Genomic DNA, 18942 nt, shown 5'->3' on the forward strand with positions numbered 1-18942 from the left:
TTTAATGGTATCTTCTAATCTTGGATTAACCGTACTTAAAAAAGCTGTACGAACAGGAACATTAATTCGCGCCTCAACAGCAAGTCCAATTTGTTTAAGCATTTCGATCGGCTCTGGGTCGCTACTTCCACGACCTACTAATATAATTGCAGCGTTACTAATTCCACATGCTGCTTGTACACGTTTCTGAACAAGCTGAATCATTTTTTCATGAATACCAAATGGCTCAGTAATCGTAATATTTACATGGGGATATCGTTTTAAAATAATATTCAATTCGTCTGGAATATCGTGTTTATAATGTCCCGCTGCAAATAATAATACTGGTACAACTAATATATTTTGCGCACCTTCTACGATCATTTTGTCCAAAGTTTGTTGAATAGTCGGATCAACTAGTTCCAAAAATGCATATTCTTGTTTTTGAATAGGAATCACTTTGATTACAGATTGAATAAAGTGTATAAATTGTTGATTACCTTCTTGTCGACGACTTCCATGTCCAATATATACAACAGCATCAAACATTATTTCACTTCCAATCACCTAGCATTAATTCCTTTTGTAATTCTTCATCAACTTTAGTAAACCCGCATTTAAATGCATATTCTTTAACTGATTCACCAATATATGCAAATGGTAAATTCATTAAATGACTTTCCTTAGTATTCTTTAATTCCTTTATAAACCAATCAACAGATAAACGATTTGGAAAAATAATTGATTCCCATTTTGTTTCTTCAAGCATTCTTTGATTGATAACATCAAATCGAGAATCTGCAACAGTTTCATGTGTAGCTAGAAATTTTGACTTTGTTGGTAATTGTGTTTCTTTTTCTACCGATCCTATAAAAATTCCACCGTTCTCATCACGTCTAACTTTTTCACCTAAAATCCCATAATTTTCAAGATCTTTCCTTGTTTTCGGCGATAAATACTCAATTATATTTGGAAGTCTTCGAACATCGAATTTTAATTTATACATTTTAGTAAAAAATAATTGCACACTTTCAGGTGAACAAAAAACGATTCTTTCTTGTCCTAGTGCATCAACTACCTGATCATTCTCAATAGGAAGTTGAACTGATTTAAGTATAGGAAAAGCATAAACCTCAGCACCCTTCTCTGATAAATAAGTTTCTAATCCATTCTTTTCAACTGATGATGTTCCTTTAGCCAATAAAATTTTTCTACCAAAAAATTTTTTCTTTTCAAACCAAGAAATCTTTGAGCGTAATTTGACAACATCTCCAATAATCGTCATTGCAGGATTTGTAATTCCTTCTTTTTCAATAGTTGATACAATTGTTTCAATCGTTCCCTCGACAACCTTTTGCTTTCCAATTGTCCCCCACTGAATAACAGCTACTGGAGTTTCCTTAGATTTACCATTCTTTATTAGGTGAGTACATATTTTAGGAAGATTACTTACCCCCATATAATAAGCAAGTGTCTCCCCTAATTGATCAGAACAATTGGATTCAATAAGATCTTCATTCTCCATACATTTATGGCCTGTTCTTAAGGTAAAACTTGTACTATATTCTCGATGTGTAACTGGGATTCCAGCGTAAGCTGCTGCAGCGATGCTAGATGTAATTCCAGGAATAATTTCAAACGGTATATTATACTTTGATGCTTCCTCTGCTTCCTCACCTACTCGACCAAAAACGGATGGGTCACCACCTTTTAATCGAACGACATATTTGCCATCTTGGGCGAAAGTAACTAGAGTTTGATTAATCATTTCTTGACGCATAGTATGTCTGTCAGGAAGCTTCCCACAGTAAATGAACTCACAATTTTTATTCGCTTCACGAAGTAGACTTGGATTAGCAAGTCGATCATATAAAATGACTTCAGCTTCTTGAATACATCTCTTTCCTTTTTCTGTTATTAATCCTAAATCCCCGGGTCCTGCACCTACAAATGAAATAAATCCAGATTTTTTTGTCATACGTTACACCGTAATATAAACAGAACCGTTGATTACATCGGTTTTATAAGTTTTTACAATGCCATCATCTGGTTTTTGAACTTCACCAGTAATTAATGAAATCTTCCAGTCACGCAGAGGACAAAAAACATATTCCCCTGAAACAATCCCTTCAGCAAGTGGACCATTTGTTCCCGGACATTTACTTTCAATTGCACGAACATCATCATTTGATAAACGGAATAATGCGATTGATTCCCCTTTAATGACTACTTCCTTTCCAATTTGTTTAGGTAAAGAGGCTAGATCAATAATCTTAATTTTCTCCGATGTTTTGGTCATTTTGATTGCTCCTCTCAATTTTGAAATTACTTTCTAATAACTTCATATAGTTCTATTTGATTGTTAAGCGCTTGGCCCCATGCTTCTTCATATGTTGATTTTGCTTGATCAAATTTCTCTACTAAAGCATTTTCTTGTTCCTTGTTTAACAAGACTTCTTTAATCAGTTCCACTCCAATTCGCTCTACCCACGGAGCAGTTCGTTCCCCATAAATCCCTGTTTCGCGATAGTATTGAACATAAGCTTTTGCCATGTGAACTACTTCTTCTTCTGTTGTTACAGTCGTTAATAAATCACATTCTCGAACTTCTGTTCCACCATTACCACCAATATATAGCTGGAAACCATTTTCCACACAGATTACTCCAAAGTCTTTAGTTAGCACTTCTGCGCAATTTCGAGGACATCCTGTAACCCCCATTTTCATCTTGTGTGGAGTATCAACCATTTCGATTGCTTTTTCTAATTGAATTCCTAAACCTAGTGAATCTTGTGTTCCAAATCGACAAAATCGATTTCCGACGCACGACTTTACATTTCTAAGCGATTTTGAATAAGCATAACCTGAACGCATCCCTAATTCTTGCCATACTTTTGGTACGTCTTCTTTTTTAACACCATATAAACCAACACGGCTCGCACCGGTAACTTTTACTAAAGGTACATTGAATTTATTTGCAACTTCACCAAGTTTAATTAATTCATCACCAGTCGTAACTCCCCCATACATTCGCGGTACGATTGAGAATGACCCATCTTTTTGAATATTTCCTTCCATTCGTTCATTAACGAAGCGTGATGATTTATCATCCTGGTAATCGTTTGGATATATCATTCTTAAATAATAATTTAGAGCTGGACGGCATTTTGAACACCCTTCTTCATTTTCAAATCCTAATACAATTCGAACTTCTCTAGGAGTTTGTAATCCTTTTTCTTCGATTTCATTTATAACTTCATCACGAGATAATGTTGTACATCCACACATACCAGGCTTTGCAGCATTGGGATCAAAAGTATCACCTAATGTAGCTGCTAAAATACTTTCAACCATTCCTTTACATTTTCCACATGATGCGCCAGCCTTTGTGCAACTTTTTACATCTTCAATCTTAGTAAGTTCTTGTTCTAAAATTGATTGCACAATTGTACCTTTGGTGACGCCATTACATCCACAAACTGTATCATTCGCACTCATAGTAAGAACAAAATCTTCACCAGTGTCCTCTCCTGATTTATGGAGAATAGATGCACTTGTAAATTCTTTTATATTTGTTTCATTTTTCAACATGTTAAATAAGCGATTTCCATCCGATGCGTCACCATATAAAACTACTCCAACAACTTTTTCATCTTTCACAATTACTTTTTTGTAGAGTCCAGCAAATTGGTCATTTACAATAATTGCTTGCAAATTTTCTCCTTCATGGATTAATCCACCTGAGAATAAATCACAACCAGAGACTTTTAACTGAGTTGATAAAATGCTTCCTTTATATCCGTTCGTTGAATTACCAGTCAAATGATCTGCAAGCACAATCCCTTGTTCATAAAGTGGTGCTACTAAACCATAAGTAGTTCCGTTATGTTCGGCACATTCACCCACAGCATAAATTGATGGTTTTGATGTTTGCATTAAATCGTTAACAACGATTGCACGGTTTGCATCGATTCCTGCATCTTTTGCTAAAGAAATATTAGGTCTTATTCCTACTGCCATTACGACTAAATCACAGTCTAACGAAGTTCCATCCGAAAAACTAATTCCTTCTACACGATTCGTTCCATTTATTGAAATTGTTTGTTTCTCCATTAAAAAATTCATGCCCTGTGCTTCTAAATCTTTTTTTAACATTTTCGCAGCAGTTGTATCTAATTGTTGTTCCATTAAAGTAGGCATTAGATGAACAACATGTACTTCCATTCCTCGATCAATTAAACCTCTTGCTGCCTCTAATCCTAATAGGCCTCCCCCAATAACAACAGCTTTTTTATATTTTTTTGCATAATCTATCATTAATTCAGTATCTTGAATTGTTCGGAAACCGATTACTCCTTGAAGATCTTTTCCTGGTATAGGTAGCACAAAGGCACTAGATCCAGTAGCTAAAATAAGCTCATCATATGAAATCGTTTTTCCTTTTTCTGTTTCAACTCTTTTTTCTGTAGGGGATATTTTTGTAACTTTTTCATTTGTAAGTAATGTAATTTGATTCTCTATATACCAATTCCAATCATTAATATTGATTTCATCAAAGGTTGTTTTTCCTTGTAATACATTTGATAACATGATTCGGTTATAGTTTGGATAAGGTTCATCACCTATTATCGTAATTTCAAATAAATCTTTATTTCTTTTTAGAATTTCTTCTATACAACGAACTCCAGCCATTCCATTTCCAATCATCAATAATTTTCTTTTCATCTCTTTTGTCCCCCAAATATAATTTGTGAACTTTTTCACATGTTTTACTAAAAAAAAATCACCTTCATCATTTATTACTTGTTTTTCCCTACTCAATACAAGTTTAGTATAACGGAAAAAGTAAGTTATTACTGGAAAATATTTGACAAAATTTTGAACAAAATAATCTGTCCTTTTTACTAAAATACCTCCAAAGCTAAAATTAGCCTCAGAGGTTATGAACTTATTTTTTCTTTTTTAATTTTTCTTCAGCTTTTTTAATATCTTCAAGTTCCCTATACTTTACAATCTTCTTTATCAAATCAATTGGAAGTGGTTCATTTATTGGAAATTGTACAGATCCTTTAGCACCTCTATAAACCGATAATTCCTCTTTAAATGCTGCAATTCCACTTGCCCCCGGATAAAATCCAATATGATTTTTAAATGCAGCAAAATGTACTAAATTTTTATTTAAAGCAAATGTAGGCATTTGATAACTAATTCTCTCTACCGCATTTGGTACAACTTCTTTTACAATCTTTCTTAAAGCTTGTAATTTTTCCTGAACATCAGGCTGAAATTGTGAAATATATTCATCAATCGTTTCAAATGTTTTTTTAGTATTTTCCATAAATCCTCCTTTATCAAATTATCCTACTTTTTCTGTTTTATCTCCAGATAGTGAATTAATTTTTCTAAGTGAAGGGAATAAATACATCCAAAGTCCTGCTACTAGTATCGTTCCAAGTCCCCCCACGAATGCAGCTGGTACGGCACCAATTAAACCAGCCATCGTTCCAGATTCAAATTCCCCAAGCTGATTTGAAGTTCCAATAAATAGCGAATTTACAGCATTAACTCTGCCTCTCATATCATCCGGCGTCTGTAGCTGAACAAGCGAAGAACGTATTACTACGCTGACCACATCTGAAGCTCCAATTATAAATAATGCAATTAATGAGATGACTAAGTTTGTTGAAATTGCAAAAAGCATTGTTGCCAATCCAAAAATACCTAACGCTGCAAATAATATCGGACCAAAAGATCTTTTAAGTGGGAAATAAGCTAAAATTAGAGACATGATTAATGCCCCAACAGCTGGTGCAGTACGCATTAGACCTAAGCCCCAAGCTTTTGTATGTAAAATATCTTGCGCATAAATTGGTAAAAGTGCTGTAGCTCCACCTAGTAAAACGGCAAACAAATCAAGTGATATCGTTCCTAAAATGATTGGGTGTTTATAAACAAATTCTAACCCCATAAGCATTGTACGTAAAGTTACTGGCTCTTGATTACGGATAAATTCACTATTTAATTTTATAAAAATTGTTAAGATTGATGAAAGTAATAAAGCAATCGCTGACGTTGCATAAACGTATGCAGGTCCTACTGAAAATAATACACCACCAAGAGATGGCCCAAGTATTTGTGCTGTTTGACCTGCAGATGTACTCCAAGAAATAGCTTGCTGTAAAATAGATTTTGGCACAACTTGAGGTAATAATGCCGAAGAAGCGGGTCCTTCAAACGATCGGCATGCACCGAGTATAAAAGCTGCAATTAATATTTCCTCTCTACTAAGCCAATTAGCAAAATTACCATATAAAAGAAGTCCTGCTATTAAAGCTTCTACCATTTGGCATATGAAAACAATTTTCCGACGATCAACTCTGTCAGCAACTTGACCAACTACTAAAGTAAGTAAGACCATTGGAATAAATTGTGCTAAACCTACTAGACCTAGACTAAACGCGTCATGTGTCAAATCATACATTTGCCATCCAATTGCTACAGATAGCATCTGAAATGAAGTTGAAGTAAACATTCGTGAGACCCAAAAATTCGTAAATGAAGTCCCTTTAAAAATAGATTTTTTTGATGCAGACAAATTCAAACTCTCCCCTTTATAACTCTAACTAGCAAATTGAATATTTATACTATTAATGAAATTTAAATACAAATCATTATACTATTTTTACTCTGAATTTCTTGATTAATTCAACTTACATTAAATGATTTTTAATAATTGGAGAGCTCTATACTATTCCCACTCTAACCATTTTTGAGTAGGATTTTTACATCTTTTTTGCGTTTTTACTTCCTTATGTACACTTCATGAGCCAGCATATTTCATCTTTCTCCTTTTTTACTTCCTTATGTACACTTCATGAGCCAGCATATTTCATCTTTCTCCTTTTTTACTTCCTCATGAACATCTCATGAGAAATCATATTTCATCTTTCTCTTTTCTTACTTCCTCATGAACACCTCTTGAGGAATCATATTTCATCTTTTTTCTTTCATTCTTCCTCATTAACACCACATTAGGAAGAATATTTCATCTTTCTCCTTTTCTACTTACTCAAAAGCCAACTCTTGAACCACCAATGAGTTACTAAATTTCACTTCAACACGTTGAAAAACACTTCTCCATATAAAGAAGTGTTTTTTCGAGTTGTGATCAAAGTTTAATGAGCTGCGGTTGAAGTTAAAACAAATCCTTCATATCCATTTGTAGCTATTTCATCGCATTTTTTACGATATGCCCCTACGCCTCCAAGGTAAATTTGAAATCCTCGTGGTTTTACTTTAATATTTGCCCCGGTGTACCATGAATCTGTTTTTGTAAATAGTGTTGCCTCCTTCAATCACATCAACTTCATTCGTACGTAAGAACTGGATACAATCTGCAATCCATTCTACGTGTTGCTCGATGGAAACTGGCATGTTGCTTTGTACTGAAGGACTTTCAGGCCCAGTAATCATAAACATATTAGGGAATCCAGCATTAGCAATTCCAAGATATGTCCTCGTTTGTGCTCCTCCGTTTATTTTACACAATATCTAGGACTTGACCAAATTTTTTTGAATTTCACAATAAAAAAGTTAATTACACAAGTATTTGAAGTGATTTTCGAATACAAAATAAGACATCATATGTTGATAATTCTGGTTTTCTGTAAATCGTATTTTTAATCATTTTTGGTGGGAATATCGTTTTTATCGTAAATGTGGATGGTAAAATTGTTGGATAATTGGATGAGTAGGAACAAAGTTATTTACGCTATAATATAAAGAGAATTACATTATTACTTAGTCTTTTTCTGTTCATAAATTATGAGGTCTATAAGATTTTTTTAAGTCGAAGCTAATGTTCGAACGAATTTGGTATGTAAATTTTTAATATTTAGGATTGAATGCAAATGAGAATTTTCAAGTTTTTTAAAGTAATCTTTGTTTGATGAATAGGTAAATTGGAACGCAAGGGTGCTCGACTCCTATGGGATATGCAGGAAGGCTTATGACCCCACAGGAAGTGAACACATCGAGGAGTCTCAGCTCATGTCCCAAGGAAAGCCACCATCCTGTAGTGGAAATCTACAAAACATTACTTATCTTTTTTCAACTGTATGACACTAATCCTTTTAAGTAAAAGATTAGTGTCATTTGTTAATTAATCTATCGAAATCCAATTATTTTTTAATGCAATAATCACAGCATTTAATCGATCAGATACCTGTAATTTTTGGATTATATTTGAAACATGATTTTTAACAGTTTTACTCGAAATAAATAATTCAGCTCCTATTTGAATATTGGAAGATCCTTGAGCTAAAAGATGTAAAATTTCAATTTCTCTTTTCGTTAAAAGATTATTCATAGCTTCATAATCTAGTTCTTTCTTTTTCTTTCCATTCTCAAGCAGGCGCGTATTTTCTTGAATAACTAAATTTGTTAATCGAGAATCTAAGAAGAATTGACCATTTTGAATTTGTCTTACAATATGAAGTAAATAATGTTCATCAATGTCAGTTAAGCAAATTCCATTTACCCCAATTTTCATCAAACACTCAATTTCATTATAATCTATATTATTTTTAATAATTACGATATTAATGTTGTTATCAATTAACTTTAAAAGCTGTGATTTTGCTTCCATCTCTTCATTTTTCACATGACAAATAAAAAATGATTCATTTAAATTGCTTGAATTTATTTCATGGAAATCTATTTTTCTAGCATCTAGTTTATGATGTATTAAAATTGTACATATTCCAGATACGAAAAGAGTATTTTCAACAAAAATAAATGTTTTATTTTCGTGGTGATTAAACTCATTGTTAGTAAACATTTTTATTCCCAACTTTCAACAGTAACTAGATTCAATTACTGATATTTCATTACCTAATCCTAATTATTCCTATAAAATTATATGGAATTAAATAGTATTTTACATGGATTACGAGAGAAATTATATTTCATATATGTTAAGCTATTGTTAAGTAATACTTAACAATGTAAAGCACTTAAATATATTAAACTATTGATAGAATAAATTAGTTTTTGTATTAGGAGGTTAAAATGAACTTTGAACAACTAGAATATGTTGTTAGTATCGCGAATGAGAAGTCGATTTCGAAAGCAGCGAAAAAATTGCATATTTCTCCTTCAGGGGTTAGTCAAGCCATTAGTCAACTTGAGAGAGAATTAGAAATAAATATATTTAATCGTTCTAGAGGCGGAATTACGTTAACTTTTGAGGGAGAGTTAGTATTATCTAGGTCAGTTGAAATTTTAAATAATTTAAAAGAATTAAAAGCACAGCTTTCGGATTTTAAGGAAACTAGAGTAAAACATATGAAAATTGCATGTGCACCTACTTTTACTTATACAATTCACGAAGTTTTAAAAAAATACTCCGACAATAACCATGGAGCAACAATTGAATTAAATGAACAAGGTAGTCCTCAGATCATTAACAATTTAGCAAAAGAAGACTATGACTTAGCGTTAGTTGTATCTTCAAAAGCGGAATTAGAAAAGGAAAATAATATTAAATTCGAATTCTTAAGTAAAGAAAAAGTGTGCATAATTGTAGGCAAAAATTCTCCTTTATATGAATTAGATTATGTTACAGCTGAAGATTTACTTTATCAAAAAGTCGTAATGTATACTTTTTCTAATAAAAATTTTCTGCAATTAGCTAAAAAATTTAAAAATGAGATCGTTCTTAAATCAAATCGTACGATGACACTTATTGAAATTATTAAGGAAGGACGCGTATTTACTTTTGTGCATAATACAACTTTAAAATATTTTCCTGAAGTATTAAGTGGCGAATTAAAAATAATCCCAATTAAAGAAACAGATTATATTTATCAAGACTTTTGGGTAATATCTCCAATTTCGAAAGATAATACAAGTGACAAAAATGAATTCATAAAGTGTGTAAAAGATCATTTAAATGGTATTTCTTAATAAAAAACGCTAAATGATACAAAACGAATTTGTATAATTAGCGTTTTTTTATTTTTATCTAAGCATTAGGAAATATCTTTTTTAACGATTCCTTCATATCAGGATTCGATTTAATTGTAGGACGGATAGATCTAGCCATTTCTTCAGCTTCTTCAATTGTTTCTGCTTTGTTTAGTGCAATTAATGCTCCTATTGCCACTGTACCTGCACGGGTATTACCACCACCACAATGGAAATACACTTTTTGATCATTTTGATAAGCTTCTACCACATGATCAATCGCTCTTTTAAGTGTTTCTGCTTGTTCTTCTTTATCATCAACAATCGGACTATGTACACGGTTAATTTGAGGGTCAACCTCATAATTTTTTACTCTTAGATCAAAAACAATATCTGCATTTTCGTTTTCCATCATGTCTTTAACGTCATCTACCCCACCGAAAAAGACACGATCTTTTATTAATTCTTGATAATTCTTGTTGCTCATTTTTTTGCCTCCAAAGACGATTTTTTAATATTTTTATCGAATGATTTCACTTAATCTTTCTTTTATATTTCCCTCAAATAATCCACCATGATAACAGATCACTTTTTCAATATCAAATGACAATAAAGCCTCAAGTGATTTTATCGATTGTTCAATATCATATGTGTATTGTGGGTTTGAAGGGTTTAATTGACTATTTTCAATCATTAGTGCATCTCCTGCAACTAATGTTTTCGACTCCTTATGATAAAAGCTTATATGACCTGGTGTATGGCCAGCAGTGTCAATCACAGTAATACCACCACAAATTGCCAAATCATTTCCAGGGGTAACAATATGGTTAACTTTACCTTTTGGTGGGTTTTCTAATCTGTTTTTAAATGCTTTTCGAAATTCATCTGTTGTATCCGCTGGTAAGGACGCTACAGCTTTCGCAATTTTTTCTGGTGTAATTTTAATCAGTAACTTCTCGCCTTGAATATAAGGTTTTTCTATTTCACTCGCATAAACTTCAATTTTGTTAGTAGACTCTTCTACAATCACAGAAAGACTTCCAATATGATCAATATCTTGATGAGTAATCAGTATTTTATTCAGTTTTTCAAAAGGTACACCAACAGTTTCAAAGCAATTTTGAAATTCGTTTAATTGTCCTGGATAACCTGTATCAATTAATACTACATCTTCTTCATCCCAAATTAGTGTTGGATGAATTGTATTTGTCATACCATTTGAATTCATCGTAATGCTTAACATTTGGATCTTACTTTTACCAAGCATAAAATCACTCCCGAACTATAATGTGTAATCATTTCCAAGTACTATCGTACCGATTACAGCTCATCCAGTCAACACTAAAATTTATTATTATAACATAAATATTTTTGTTTGTCAATATTTTGGTTGATTTATTAAAATGTAATTTTTAACATTTTCTAAACAAAAAAACTAGATATACTAATCTTAAAGTATATCTAGTCATTCTGTTGTGTTAAGGACTTGTTACCTCAATATTCAAAGTATAGGTAATTTTGTGAAGTTGATTTCCACTACAATCCTCTAATTTTTAAAGAGGGATATTTCCATGTTTCTTCTTAGGTCGTGTTTCACTTTTTGTACTTAACATTTCTAAGGATTGTTTTAAGACTTTACGTGTTTCTCTTGGATCAATCACATCATCGACCATGCCATGAGAAGCTGCAACATATGGGTTTGCAAACATGTCTCTGTATTCTGCAATTTTTTCAGCGCGAGTTGCAATTGGATCAATACTTTGATTAATTTCTTTTGCAAAGATAATATTTGCTGCTCCTTCTGGTCCCATTACGGCGATTTCTGCATTTGGCCAAGCGTATACAACATCTGCTCCAATTGCTTTAGAATTCATTGCTACGTATGCCCCGCCATATGCTTTTCTTAAGATTACTGTAATTTTTGGAACTGTAGCTTCTGAATATGCATATAAAATTTTAGCTCCGTGACGAATAATTCCACCATGCTCTTGGTTTACACCGGGGAAGAAACCTGTTACATCTTCAAATGTAATTAAAGGAATATTAAATGAATCACAGAAACGGATAAATCTTGAAAGTTTATCAGATGAATTAATGTCAAGACCGCCTGCCATTACTTTTGGCTGATTTGCTATGATTCCAACACTATGTCCATCAATTCGACCAAATCCAATCACGATGTTCTTCGCAAAGTTTGGTTGTACTTCCATGAAGTCTCCATTATCAAGAATTTGCTCAATTACTTTTCTTACATCGTAAACTTTCGTAGATTCGATCGGAACTAAGTCAAGTAGATCTTCTCTCCAATCATCTTTTTCGAAGAATGGAACTCCTTCTGGTTTTTCATTATTATTTTGAGGTAAAAAGCTGATTAATCTGCGTACCTGTTCTAATATTTCTGGTTCTGATTCTTCAGTGAAATGAGCTACCCCGCTAATCGAAGAATGAACTTTTGCCCCACCAAGATTTTCTGTTGTAATTTTTTCTCCAGTAATTGTTTCAATTACTTTTGGTCCTGTAATAAACATTTGGCTTGTCTTTTCAACCATAAAAACAAAATCAGTAATAGCTGGTGAATAAACTGCTCCACCTGCACATGGTCCCATTATGACAGATATTTGCGGAATAACGCCAGAATAGATTGAATTACGATAAAATACATGACCGTAACCGTCTAATGAAACTACTCCTTCTTGTATTCTAGCACCACCAGAATCGTTTAAACCTATAAACGGAGCACCTACTTTTGCAGCTAAATCCATAGCTTTTGCAATTTTTATCGCATGCATTTCACCTAATGCTCCGCCAAATACTGTAAAATCTTGTGCAAAAACATAGATTAAACGTCCATGGACTTTACCATAACCTGTGACAACACCTTCACCTGGGCTATCCATTTTATCCATTCCAAAATTCGTAGCGCGGTGTTTAATAAAAGGATTTAATTCGACAAAAGTATCTTCATCTAATAAAAGATTAATACGTTCTCTAGCAGTTAATTTCCCTCTATTATGCTGTGAATCTATTCGTTCGTCTCCACCGCCTAGTTCAATGACTCTCTTTCGATCCATTAATTCATTTATTTTCTCATACGCTGTTGTCATAACTTTATTCAACTTCCTTTCTTAGTAACACTAGATGATGGTTGGCATAGCTCAAACAATACTTTATTCGTTGAATTTGGATGAAGGAATGCAACTAGGCTATCGTGCGCACCCTTTTTTGGAACTTCATTTATTAGTTTAATTCCGTGTTCTTTCATAATTTCAAGCTGTTTCTCACAGTTTTCTGTTTCTAATGCGATATGGTGAATTCCTTCACCTTTTTTCTCAATAAACTTTGCAATTGGGCTTTCTGGATTAGTTGCTTCTAAAAGCTCAATTTTCACTTCACCGATTTCGATAAAGGCTACTCGTACTTTTTCACTTTCAACTGTTTCAATTCCTTTAAGTTTTAAGCCTAGTACATTCGTATACAATTGAATAGAAGTCTCTAAATCTCTTACTGCAATTCCAATATGATTAATTTTTTTAGGACTAGTCTCATGCATTACAATGTCTCCTTCCTATTGCCTTCAAAAATGGATAATAAATAGTTTGCAGCTGAAGTAGCTGTTACTTCTCCATTTACTATTGAGCTTTCAATCGTTTTTAAATTTTGTTTCACACTTTCATGATTCATAAAGCTTAGTTTCAACTGTTCAAAAACCATGTTGTACATCCAATCAATCATTTGTTTTTGACGGCGCAAAGAAAAATAGCCAGACTCAGTTGTTAGATCTTTGAAAGCATTAATTTCATTCCATATTTCTTCAATACCTTCACCAAGTAACGCGGAAGCTGTGTATGCTTTACTAGACCAACCAGGAGTTGAAGGCTGTAATAAGTGAAGTATTCGATTAAATTCAGCCTTAGCCGCCTTGGCCTTTAATTTGTTTTGTCCATCGGCTTTATTGATAACAATTGAATCTGCAAGTTCCATGATGCCTTTTTTAATTCCTTGTAACTCATCTCCTGCTCCAGTTAGCATGACTAAAAGAAAAAAATCTACCATTGAACGAACCTGTACTTCACTTTGTCCAACACCGACAGTTTCGATTAAAATCACGTCATAGCCTGCTGCTTCGCATACAAGCATTGATTCTCGTGTTTTACGTGCAATCCCACCAAGAGAACCACCTGATGCAGAAGGTCTAATAAATGCATTAGGATTCTTTGAAAGTGAATCCATTCTTGTTTTGTCTCCTAAAATACTACCTTTTGTAATTGTGCTACTTGGATCGATTGTTAAAACGGCTACTTTATGACCTTGTTCACACAAATATGTTCCAAAGCTTTCTATTAAACTACTTTTACCGGCACCTGGAACCCCAGTTATTCCAATCCGGATCGAACGACCTGAATGAGGAAGTAACCTCGTCAACACATTTTGTGCAGAATGCATATGTGCTAACGAATTACTTTCTATAAGGGTAATTGTTTGGGCTAAAATAGTTCGATTGCCTTCAAGTACTCCATTTACATAGTCGTCTTCTGAAAGCTTTTTCTTTCTTTTGTTTTCGTAATCCATTTAAATCGAATCCTCAAGTCGGCGATTAATTTCTTCAATAACCTTTTGTGCCGCAACTGGGATAACAGTACCTGGTCCGAAGATTGCTGCCGCTCCATTCTTCAATAAAAATTCATAGTCCCCTGCTGGTATTACTCCTCCAGCAACAAGAACAATGTCCTGTCGACCTAGTTTTTTTAACTCTTCCATTAATTGTGGAAGTAGCGTTTTATGACCACCTGCTAAAGAGCTCATCCCGATAACATGAACATCATTTTCAACTGCTTGAAGTGCCGTTTCCGCTGGTGTTTGAAATAAAGGACCGATATCTACATCAAAGCCTAAATCAGCAAATGCTGTTGCGATTACTTTCGCTCCACGGTCATGACCGTCTTGTCCAAGTTTAGCAATCATAATACGTGGACGACGACCTTCTTTCTCTTCAAAATCATCAGCCATTTTACGTACAATCTCTATTTCATCTTTTTCACCGTATTCTGCACTATAAACACCCATAATTGAACGAATAACGGCTTTATGTCTGCCTACTACTTTTTCATAAGCATCCGAAATTTCACCTAATGTTGCACGAGCTCTAGCAGCTTCAATTGCAAGCGCTAACAAATTACCTTCCCCAGACTCCGCTGCCTGAGTAATTGCGGTTAATGCTGCCTGAACTTTTGCTTCATCTCTAGATGCTCGAAGCTCTTGTAATCGCATAATTTGCGCTTCACGAACCGCAGTATTGTCGACTTCTAAAACATCTAAAGGATCTTCTTTTTCAAGACGGTATTTATTAACGCCAATAATTGTTTCTTTACCTGAATCGATATGAGCTTGACGTCTTGCTGCGGCTTCTTCGATTCTCATCTTTGGTAAACCAGTTTCAATCGCTTTTGCCATACCACCTAATGATTCAACCTCTTGAATATGTGCCCAAGCTTTTTGAACTAATTCATTTGTTAACGACTCAACGTAATATGAGCCTCCCCAAGGGTCGACTACATTACAAATTCCAGTTTCTTCTTGTAAATAAAGCTGCGTATTACGGGCAATACGAGCAGAGAAATCAGTTGGTAATGCAATTGCTTCATCTAAAGCATTCGTATGAAGTGATTGAGTATGTCCTAACACAGCAGCCATCGCTTCAATACAAGTACGAGTCACATTATTAAATGGATCTTGTTCAGTTAAACTCCAACCAGATGTTTGTGAATGCGTTCTTAGCGCCATCGATTTTTCTTTCTTTGGATCAAATGATTTGATCAATTTAGCCCAAAGTAAACGTGCTGCTCTCATTTTTGCAATTTCCATGAAATAGTTCATTCCGATTCCCCAGAAAAATGATAAACGAGGAGCAAACGAATCAATATCGATACCCGCTTTTAAACCTGTTCGAACATATTCCAACCCATTTGCCAAAGTATAGCCTAATTCGATATCCGCAGTTGCCCCTGCTTCTTGCATATGGTAACCAGATATACTGATACTGTTGAATTTTGGCATATGTTGTGAAGTATAAGAAAAAATATCAGCGATAATACGCATTGATGCTTCTGGTGGGTAAATATAAGTATTTCTCACCATATATTCTTTCAAAATATCGTTTTGAATCGTTCCTGTAAGCTGTGATTGGTGTACCCCTTGTTCTTCAGCAGCAACAATATAAAATGCTAAAACAGGAAGTACTGCACCATTCATTGTCATTGAAACTGACATTTTATCTAAAGGTATACCATCAAATAAAATTTTCATATCAAGGATTGAATCAATTGCAACCCCTGCTTTTCCAACATCCCCTTCAACACGAGGATGATCTGAATCATATCCACGGTGAGTAGCTAAATCAAACGCAATCGATAAACCTTTTTGACCAGCAGCTAAATTTCTTCGATAAAATGCATTACTTTCTTCTGCAGTTGAAAAACCAGCGTATTGACGAATTGTCCAAGGCTTGTTTATATACATCGCAGGGTAAGGTCCACGTAAAAACGGAGCGATTCCAGAAACGTAACCTAAATGTTCCATCTGATTAAGATCATTCGAATCATATAATGGTTTTACATCTATTTGTTCTAAAGTTTTCCAATCATCATGATTAACTTGCATCTGTTTAGGAGGTGCTATATTTGGTGCTGAAAATGTTGAATTAAATGGCATCTTTGTAAAGTCTGTTAGTTTGTTCATTTCATAATCCCTCCATCCTTTTGTAGATTTTGCAACTTCTCGAAATTATTTACATTGATATGAATGAAATCATCAATTCCAACTTCTTTATATAAATTCATATCATCTATTGACGGTTTTCCTGCTAAAAGTACATTTACATTCGGATTAATTGTTTTAATCTGTTTTGTTAAAGAAGGTACGACTTCTAAATATTGATCATCTGTAGAACAGATGACAGCAATTGTCGATTCTGATTTTTTAAATGCATCAATTATTTCATCTATTGTTGCAAAGCCTTTATTTTGAAGCACCTTAAATCCTCCAACTTCAAAGAAATCAGTAACAAAGTCGGTTCGAGGTTTATATGCTGCAACTTGACCAAAATTTGCTACAAATACAGTTGGAAATTCACCTGTACTATTTTTATAGCTTTGAGAATTTTGGCGTAATAATTCATAAGGTTGTGCACCACGATGTACGTTTAATGAATTAACTCTAGGAAGTTCTGAGTCTACTAAATTCATTGCATTTAAAATGTTCAATATTGTTGCACTATTATTTGCTGCATCAATAATATCTTCAATTGAACAGCCACTTTGTAAGACGAAATGTTCGGAACTACCCTCGAAGATTTCTTTATTCCCCTCAACTTCTTTACGACTCAATTCTTTTTTCTCTAACACTGTTTCATTCAGATTCGGATAAATATTAGTCCCAATAAATTTATCTTTTCTATTTTTTATGTTGCTCGATTTTTCTTCTGCAACCTGTCTAACTAATTCTTGAGGGAAGCCTTCTTGAATTGCCTTAACCATTCCACCTTTTTCTTCAATCTTTTGGAATAGTTCCCATGCCTTTTCAGCCAAAGTGTAGGTAAGTGATTCAATATACCAAGAACCACCAGCTGGATCAGCGACTTTTGATAAATTTGATTCTTTTTCTAGAATTAAATGTGTATTTCTCGCAATACGTCTAGAAAACTCATCAGATGATTTAATCGATTCATCAAATGGTGAAACATGAAGTGAGTCAGATCCACCAATTACGCCTGCAAAAGCTTCAACAGTTCCTCTAAGTATATTTACATAAGGATCATAAATCGTTTTCGTCCATGCAGATGTACGAGAATGAATATTCATTTTTTGTGAAGCTTCATTGCCACCTAATTCTTTCAACATTCTTGCCCAAATCATTCTAGCTGCTCTTAATTTTGCGATTTCCATAAAGAAGTTCGATCCGACAGAAAACGAGAAAAGTATTTTCGTCGCTGCATCATCAAGCGGAATTTGTTGGTTATCCATTTCACGTAGATACTCTAATCCAGTTGAAATAGCAAATGCTAATTCTTGCACTGCATTTCCTCCAGCATCGTGATAAGGATGTGACTGCACTAAAATATTTCTTAAATTTGTTGAATGTCTAACCGACCATTTTGTGATCTCAGCCATCATTTTGTAAGCATTTTCAAGAGAATATGGAAGTGTCCCTTCTTTCACTAAATTACTGATCGGATCCATTCCAATAAAGCCATTTATTTTATTAAAATCGTAATTTTGTTGTTGCAAATAGGCGATAAATGAACCAAAAAATGCTTGCCCGCCGTTAACTGTTTCAATATATAAAGGAACTTCCTCTAAATTTATATTTTGAAAGGCTATTCTAAAATCATTAATAGATGTTATGATTAACCCTTTATTTACATTATTATTTTTACTATTTGTTTCGAAGGATTCATTTAGTAGGATCTTTAACATCGTTTGCCCTTTGTCTAAATCATGTTTTGCAACACGGTTAAACTCTACTGGCGAAGAACAATCTAATTCCTGACTAATTTCCCATGGTTTTTCTAAATAGCCTTGTTCATTTGTTCCTCTAACGAAAGGAAATTCACCTGGTTGTGCGTTTAAATAAGGATAGTTAGCAATATCCTCTTCCCCATACATCGGCTTCAAAATTATTTCCTCATACGTTTTTGTTACTAGCTTTTCCTCAATAGTGGCTCCTTTTAAGGATTTTTCAACAACATCTCTCCACTCTTGTACAGTAGGCTTTGGAAATTCAGCAAATAAATTATCTTCCAAGTTATGGTTCGAAGTTTTCGTATTTTCTGACATGAATAAAGCCACTCCTTTCTTTAACTCTTAATTTAATAAGATGTAAAAATAAATTAGATCATCGAATTTATCTATGTAATAAAGTCGATTTTTCTTCTCATTAAGAATATAAATGCAAAGAATAATTAAAATTTCGACAAACACTTTCAAAAATCCTCTAAAATTA

At 33.7% G+C, this 18942-nt stretch carries 17 protein-coding genes; 2 read left to right on the forward strand and 15 right to left on the reverse strand.

Going from position 1 to position 18942, the window contains the following annotated elements:
• From CN514_RS10340 to CN514_RS25645, 7 genes are all read right to left on the reverse strand, one after another.
• The coding region (locus CN514_RS10340) for a sirohydrochlorin chelatase (protein ID WP_098232499.1) at nt 1-528 on the reverse strand (528 nt) is incomplete at its 3' end.
• A 4-nt stretch (nt 529-532) separates the two neighbouring features.
• Nucleotides 533-1957, reverse strand: coding sequence for a uroporphyrinogen-III C-methyltransferase (cobA, locus tag CN514_RS10345; RefSeq protein WP_098232500.1), 1425 nt, complete (start codon nt 1955-1957; stop codon nt 533-535).
• A gap of 3 nt (nt 1958-1960) precedes the next feature.
• Nucleotides 1961-2278, reverse strand: a complete 318-nt coding sequence (gene nirD / locus CN514_RS10350; protein ID WP_098232501.1) for a nitrite reductase small subunit NirD — start codon at nt 2276-2278, stop codon at nt 1961-1963.
• A gap of 26 nt (nt 2279-2304) precedes the next feature.
• Nucleotides 2305-4704 (reverse strand): nitrite reductase large subunit NirB, encoded by a 2400-nt coding sequence (nirB, locus tag CN514_RS10355; RefSeq protein ID WP_098232502.1) that lies wholly within the window; start codon nt 4702-4704, stop codon nt 2305-2307.
• A 223-nt stretch (nt 4705-4927) separates the two neighbouring features.
• A complete protein-coding gene (locus CN514_RS10360) occupies nt 4928-5317 on the reverse strand; it encodes an iron chaperone (protein WP_098232503.1) in 390 nt (129 codons plus the stop codon).
• 18 nt (nt 5318-5335) lie between these two features.
• Nucleotides 5336-6574 carry an MFS transporter gene (locus CN514_RS10365; RefSeq protein WP_217993920.1) on the reverse strand — a complete coding sequence of 413 codons (1239 nt, stop codon included), beginning with the start codon at nt 6572-6574 and terminating at the stop codon, nt 5336-5338.
• A gap of 580 nt (nt 6575-7154) precedes the next feature.
• On the reverse strand, nt 7155-7334 hold the full coding sequence (locus tag CN514_RS25645; protein WP_176525859.1) for a hypothetical protein: 180 nt from the start codon (nt 7332-7334) through the stop codon (nt 7155-7157).
• Nucleotides 7335-7399: 65 nt separating this feature from the next.
• Here CN514_RS25645 and CN514_RS26460 point away from each other — a divergent pair, with 65 nt between their 5' ends.
• Nucleotides 7400-7534: a hypothetical protein gene (locus tag CN514_RS26460; protein ID WP_286141633.1), complete on the forward strand. Its 135-nt coding sequence runs from the start codon at nt 7400-7402 to the stop codon at nt 7532-7534.
• A 606-nt stretch (nt 7535-8140) separates the two neighbouring features.
• On the opposite strand, the gene CN514_RS25650 is transcribed toward CN514_RS26460, so the two are convergent.
• Nucleotides 8141-8818 (reverse strand): response regulator transcription factor, encoded by a 678-nt coding sequence (locus CN514_RS25650; protein WP_098232505.1) that lies wholly within the window; start codon nt 8816-8818, stop codon nt 8141-8143.
• 230 nt (nt 8819-9048) lie between these two features.
• On the opposite strand from CN514_RS25650, the gene CN514_RS10380 reads away from it, so the two are divergent.
• Entirely contained in the window at nt 9049-9945 is an 897-nt protein-coding gene (locus CN514_RS10380) for a LysR family transcriptional regulator (RefSeq protein WP_098232506.1), read from the forward strand.
• Between the two features lie 58 nt (nt 9946-10003).
• Here CN514_RS10380 and CN514_RS10385 read toward each other — a convergent pair whose 3' ends face one another.
• The 7 genes from CN514_RS10385 to CN514_RS10415 form a co-directional block, all read right to left on the reverse strand.
• Complete coding sequence (locus CN514_RS10385; protein ID WP_098232507.1) at nt 10004-10432, reverse strand: protein-tyrosine phosphatase family protein; 429 nt, start codon at nt 10430-10432, stop codon at nt 10004-10006.
• Between the two features lie 33 nt (nt 10433-10465).
• Nucleotides 10466-11212: an MBL fold metallo-hydrolase gene (locus CN514_RS10390; RefSeq protein ID WP_098232508.1), complete on the reverse strand. Its 747-nt coding sequence runs from the start codon at nt 11210-11212 to the stop codon at nt 10466-10468.
• Between the two features lie 286 nt (nt 11213-11498).
• Nucleotides 11499-13049, reverse strand: a complete 1551-nt coding sequence (locus CN514_RS10395) for an acyl-CoA carboxylase subunit beta (protein WP_098232509.1) — start codon at nt 13047-13049, stop codon at nt 11499-11501.
• Between the two features lie 8 nt (nt 13050-13057).
• Complete coding sequence (mce, locus tag CN514_RS10400) at nt 13058-13495, reverse strand: methylmalonyl-CoA epimerase (RefSeq protein ID WP_098232510.1); 438 nt, start codon at nt 13493-13495, stop codon at nt 13058-13060.
• A complete protein-coding gene (gene meaB / locus CN514_RS10405) occupies nt 13495-14514 on the reverse strand; it encodes a methylmalonyl Co-A mutase-associated GTPase MeaB (protein WP_098232511.1) in 1020 nt (339 codons plus the stop codon). Before meaB ends, mce begins: the two co-directional genes overlap by 1 nt.
• Nucleotides 14515-16680: a methylmalonyl-CoA mutase gene (gene scpA / locus CN514_RS10410; RefSeq protein WP_098232512.1), complete on the reverse strand. Its 2166-nt coding sequence runs from the start codon at nt 16678-16680 to the stop codon at nt 14515-14517.
• The gene (locus tag CN514_RS10415; protein ID WP_098232513.1) at nt 16677-18776 is read right to left on the reverse strand and encodes a methylmalonyl-CoA mutase family protein; all 2100 of its coding nucleotides are present in this window, start codon (nt 18774-18776) and stop codon (nt 16677-16679) included. The genes scpA and CN514_RS10415 overlap by 4 nt, the downstream gene beginning before the upstream one ends.
• Between the last annotated feature and the right edge of the window lie 166 nt (nt 18777-18942).

The organism is Bacillus sp. AFS001701, assembly GCF_002559405.1.
In the GTDB taxonomy this organism is placed as follows: domain Bacteria; phylum Bacillota; class Bacilli; order Bacillales; family Bacillaceae_G; genus Gottfriedia.

What these genes read in the sequence shown, in the direction of transcription:
- CN514_RS10415 (WP_098232513.1), bottom strand. Translation starts at nt 18,776, where the DNA reads ATGTCAGAAAATACGAAAACTTCGAACCATAACTTGGAAGATAATTTA.
- CN514_RS26460 (WP_286141633.1), top strand. Translation starts at nt 7,400, where the DNA reads ATGGAAACTGGCATGTTGCTTTGTACTGAAGGACTTTCAGGCCCAGTA.
- meaB (WP_098232511.1), bottom strand. Translation starts at nt 14,514, where the DNA reads ATGGATTACGAAAACAAAAGAAAGAAAAAGCTTTCAGAAGACGACTAT.
- CN514_RS10390 (WP_098232508.1), bottom strand. Translation starts at nt 11,212, where the DNA reads ATGCTTGGTAAAAGTAAGATCCAAATGTTAAGCATTACGATGAATTCA.
- CN514_RS10360 (WP_098232503.1), bottom strand. Translation starts at nt 5,317, where the DNA reads ATGGAAAATACTAAAAAAACATTTGAAACGATTGATGAATATATTTCA.
- CN514_RS10385 (WP_098232507.1), bottom strand. Translation starts at nt 10,432, where the DNA reads ATGAGCAACAAGAATTATCAAGAATTAATAAAAGATCGTGTCTTTTTC.
- mce (WP_098232510.1), bottom strand. Translation starts at nt 13,495, where the DNA reads ATGCATGAGACTAGTCCTAAAAAAATTAATCATATTGGAATTGCAGTA.
- nirD (WP_098232501.1), bottom strand. Translation starts at nt 2,278, where the DNA reads ATGACCAAAACATCGGAGAAAATTAAGATTATTGATCTAGCCTCTTTA.
- CN514_RS10395 (WP_098232509.1), bottom strand. Translation starts at nt 13,049, where the DNA reads ATGACAACAGCGTATGAGAAAATAAATGAATTAATGGATCGAAAGAGA.
- cobA (WP_098232500.1), bottom strand. Translation starts at nt 1,957, where the DNA reads ATGACAAAAAAATCTGGATTTATTTCATTTGTAGGTGCAGGACCCGGG.
- CN514_RS25650 (WP_098232505.1), bottom strand. Translation starts at nt 8,818, where the DNA reads ATGTTTACTAACAATGAGTTTAATCACCACGAAAATAAAACATTTATT.
- nirB (WP_098232502.1), bottom strand. Translation starts at nt 4,704, where the DNA reads ATGAAAAGAAAATTATTGATGATTGGAAATGGAATGGCTGGAGTTCGT.
- scpA (WP_098232512.1), bottom strand. Translation starts at nt 16,680, where the DNA reads ATGAACAAACTAACAGACTTTACAAAGATGCCATTTAATTCAACATTT.
- CN514_RS10380 (WP_098232506.1), top strand. Translation starts at nt 9,049, where the DNA reads ATGAACTTTGAACAACTAGAATATGTTGTTAGTATCGCGAATGAGAAG.